The sequence below is a fragment of the Bacillota bacterium genome (genome assembly GCA_012842395.1).
Taxonomy (GTDB): domain Bacteria; phylum Bacillota; class SHA-98; order UBA4971; family UBA4971; genus UBA6256.
Genome location: DUSX01000007.1, coordinates 1 through 3,554, shown reverse-complemented (window position 1 = coordinate 3,554; position 3,554 = coordinate 1). Strand labels below are relative to the sequence as shown.

Here is a 3,554-nt window from a genome sequence, read left to right as displayed (position 1 = left end):
GCGGCAGTGAAATGCTGATGGCCGCGCGTACGATTGGTGTTCAGCACGACGATGACCGTGTCTTCTTTGCGCACGAAAAGGCCAGAGATACTTGAACTGTCACCGAAAGGGGTTCGGATCACCGTTATCCCCTCAAGCAACCAGAGAGCTTGCTCTATATGCACAGGCTGCGAGTCTCCTAGACCCCACTCTCGTCTGACCTGTGCGGCGAGCATCACCGGGTCGGTTGGTGTGGTCAAGATCTTCCCTCCATGAGCAATCGATCTAGCATGTGCGCGTCTATGACGAGCTTCTTGGCCCAGGCAATGGTCTCCAGGTCGTCCTCGGACACCGTCTCGGCCCTGAAAGCCACAGCAATGTCTCTATCGAGAGCAGGCCCGGAGGCGCTCAAGAAGTGGTCGATTCCGTATCCATAGAGATCAGCGAGCCTCGCAAGCTTAGCCAGGCTAATCTCCCGGCGACCGTTCTCGTAGTAGCTCAGCTCTTCTCGGCTGATGCCGATAGCCGATGCTGCCTGTTCTTGAGTCAGGCCCATCTGTGCCCTTGCACTGGCAAGCTTCCTGCCAAGAGACGACAGCAGGTCCGTCACAGGTCATCCCCCCGAAGTCAAATATGCACTCGCGCACGCGCGCAAGCATGTTCGTAACCGCAGCGTTACGACAACCGCCACTACCTGGCATCATAGTAACATGTCGGCCCCAGCCAGTCAACGGGTGACGCGAGGCGCTACGAGATGTGCTCACCTCTCAGGCAGCGCCGTCATAGATACCCAACTCCGAAGTTAACACGATGTCCGCGGGCGCACGGCTGACTCGCCCGCTGTCCATGCCCTTCGCGTCGCACGCGACTTCTGAGTTCGAGCTTGGTTATCTATAGCATCTGCCGAGGACGAGACGAGGTCCGCACAGCCTACCCATCGCGGAAAATCCGGCGTAACAGCAGAACATTCCTTCGATTAGAGCGAACAAGAGCGCCAGAAGCGTCAAGCTGCTTGGCAATGGCATAGATGGCCGAGACGGGAAGGGGGTCAAGGAATCTCCTTGCTTGCCGGGGAACTTTCCAGTACAATCAAGCCGTAGGCGAAGCGGAAGTCCCTGAGCCGTTTCTCCGGGGTTAGCCACCCCGGCGGCAGGGCGACTCGCGCTTTGCTGGCCGTCGCGTGGCACCCAGCATTCGATCGCTGCTACGCAGGGTTCTTCAGGGCTCGACTGCGTGCAAGCAGAAACGCTGGGACGTAACCAGGCGCAGACAGAGTCAGCGTGGAGGCCCGAGAGTCTTCGGGTCCCGGGGCGCGAATGGTTCGGCACCCGCAGGTGGTGAGCAGGCTAGTGAACACGAGCGAGATGTCCGGTGAGACCATCGCGGCAAGAGCGTACGAAGCTTGCACAAATGACGAGATGCAAGAGGGCGACGAATCCAGGCGCATTCTCGGCACACTCAAGCGGTACTTCGCCTCGAGAGATGACGTCGTCGTGGCATTTCTTTTCGGGTCGCATGCCAGGGGCAAGGCGACCAGACGTTCAGACGTGGACGTAGCAGCGTACTTCGCCGGCGCATACGATTTGACCAGAGTCAACGGTGTCGCAGGAGAACTCGAGGCACTCCTTCACAAGGACATTGATCTCATCGTCCTGAACGAGGCGAACGCATCGGTGGCATGGGCAGCTTTGAGAGGCGTACCCCTTGTCGTCCGCGACCGGATATTCTACCTGCGGTACATGCTGGATGTCTCGCGTGAGGCTGAAGACTTCAGCGAGCTGCTCCATGATATGTGGAGACTCCGGCGGGCACACCGTCGCACCACTAAGCACAATCACGTGGAGGGTTAAACGCGGAGCGGGCTTCCAGGGACAGCATAATCAGGAGGCTCGAGTTTGCGAGAACAGAACTCGCGGACCTTGGAGACTTTGGCGATCTGGACTTCTCTCGCTACACTTCTGATCGCCTTATCCGGCGGAATGTTGAACGCATAATCGAGAACGTTGTAAACTCCCTATCGGATATAGGCAAGATCATCCTCTCCCAGGCTGACATCGAGATGCCGGAAAGCTATAGGGACATCTTCACGAAACTCGTATCGTTGGGCCTGATAGACCCGAACCTTTCAACCCGTCTGGCAGATACCACCAGACTTCGGAATGTTCTCACACATCAGTACCTCGACATCAAGTGGGAACACATCAAGGCTTTCCTAACCCAAGGCCGTTCCGATGCACAGGCCTTCTTGGACAGGATCGAAGAATGGATAGCCGCCGAAGACGCACCGGTCTAGCAGGTCGGTATTTGGCTCCATTCAGTGCAAGCTGCGCCGGACCAGGTCTCCGGCAGGGCAGTCTCAGGGAAGCGCCAGAGAACGCTTGGTAAGAGGCTGAGGCACTTTAACGTTCAAGCAAACCCCGCCTGGTGGGATATATCCCGCGCTGGCTGGTGATGCGCCCCAGTTGGTCCCGTCGCACGCGCGGATACTCTGTCCGGGCATGAGAAGCGATCGATCTATGCATGACCAATGCGAATCGTACGCGGTCGCTGCGCGAGTCTGCCGCGAGTCGGCCTCTATACGGACTCTATACGGATGCCCACGTGCCCCGAACCGCGACGATCGTGCGCCGTCTGGACTGCCGGTATGCAGGTAGTAGATCGCTGTCGCCCGAGACATGGGACGACGATGGTCTTACCATGACGGCGGTGCGACGGGCCACCACTCTCGCCGCCTTGATAACACAATGTCTGCGTCCTATCATAACCGTGAGCATGTAATCTCATCAGGGGGATGACCGTTGGTCCGCACGCGGGTTCAACTTACGAGCGGGCGGTCGAGAATCCTGAAACAGCTGGCCGCCGCGCGCCGCCGCGGACGACGAGGAGGCGGAGGACCTGCTCGAGCTCCTATCCGGCGGTGTGGCCTACCACTACGCGGGCCTGTCGCGCGACGCCCGCGCCTGCGTGGAGGCCACCTTTCGTAACCGCCACCTCAAGGTCGTCTCATGCACGCCCACCCTCGCGGCCGGCGTCAACCTTCCCGCCCGCCTCGTGGTCGTGAGGGACATATACCGAATGGAAGTTGATTGCACATAGGAAGTCGTGGTATCCTCATTTTGGGATCCGTGTTGCAGATGCTAACAGATGATGGGCGCGCCAGGGCCGAACCAAGCAGTTTACGAGATGCGGCATTATCAGCCCGCCTCGTGAGAAGGGTGATGCACATGAGGCCACAAGCCTCCGTGTGGCTGGAGATCGCCGAGGATGACCTGAGCACGGCCGAGCACTGCTTCAAAGGAAACAGGTATCTGTGGGCGATGTTCATGTGCCAGCAAGCAGCGGAGAAAGCAATCAAGGCAGTCTATGTCGAACAGACGGGCGAGACCCCTCCCAGGAAGCACGACCTCGTTTCGCTTGCCGGTTCCGCCGGTATTTTGGCGGAGTGCGATGAAAACCGACGAGATCTCCTGCGTCGCCTTTCGCTATACTACATCGAAACACGTTACCCCGACAAGAGAGCCCAACTTGAAGCTACTTGCACTGAGGAATACGTAGGTCAGATGATGGCTAGGACG

4 protein-coding genes are annotated in these 3,554 nt (G+C 58.6%); 3 read left to right on the top strand and 1 reads right to left on the bottom strand.

What is annotated here, in order from left to right; genetic code table 11:
• Nucleotides 1-235: 235 nt before the first annotated feature.
• Nucleotides 236-535 carry a helix-turn-helix transcriptional regulator gene (locus GX515_03455; GenBank protein HHY32073.1) on the bottom strand — a complete coding sequence of 100 codons (300 nt, stop codon included), beginning with the start codon at nucleotides 533-535 and terminating at the stop codon, nucleotides 236-238.
• Between the two features lie 862 nt (nucleotides 536-1,397).
• Here GX515_03455 and GX515_03450 point away from each other — a divergent pair.
• From GX515_03450 to GX515_03440, 3 genes are all read left to right on the top strand, one after another.
• Nucleotides 1,398-1,829: a nucleotidyltransferase domain-containing protein gene (locus GX515_03450; protein HHY32072.1), complete on the top strand. Its 432-nt coding sequence runs from the start codon at nucleotides 1,398-1,400 to the stop codon at nucleotides 1,827-1,829.
• 26 nt (nucleotides 1,830-1,855) lie between these two features.
• Nucleotides 1,856-2,272 carry a DUF86 domain-containing protein gene (locus GX515_03445; protein HHY32071.1) on the top strand — a complete coding sequence of 139 codons (417 nt, stop codon included), beginning with the start codon at nucleotides 1,856-1,858 and terminating at the stop codon, nucleotides 2,270-2,272.
• Nucleotides 2,273-3,203: 931 nt separating this feature from the next.
• Nucleotides 3,204-3,554: HEPN domain-containing protein (locus GX515_03440; GenBank protein ID HHY32070.1), on the top strand; the 351-nt coding region annotated here is incomplete at its 3' end.

What these genes read in the sequence shown, in the direction of transcription:
- GX515_03455 (HHY32073.1), bottom strand. Translation starts at nt 535, where the DNA reads ATGGGCCTGACTCAAGAACAGGCAGCATCGGCTATCGGCATCAGCCGA.
- GX515_03450 (HHY32072.1), top strand. Translation starts at nt 1,398, where the DNA reads ATGCAAGAGGGCGACGAATCCAGGCGCATTCTCGGCACACTCAAGCGG.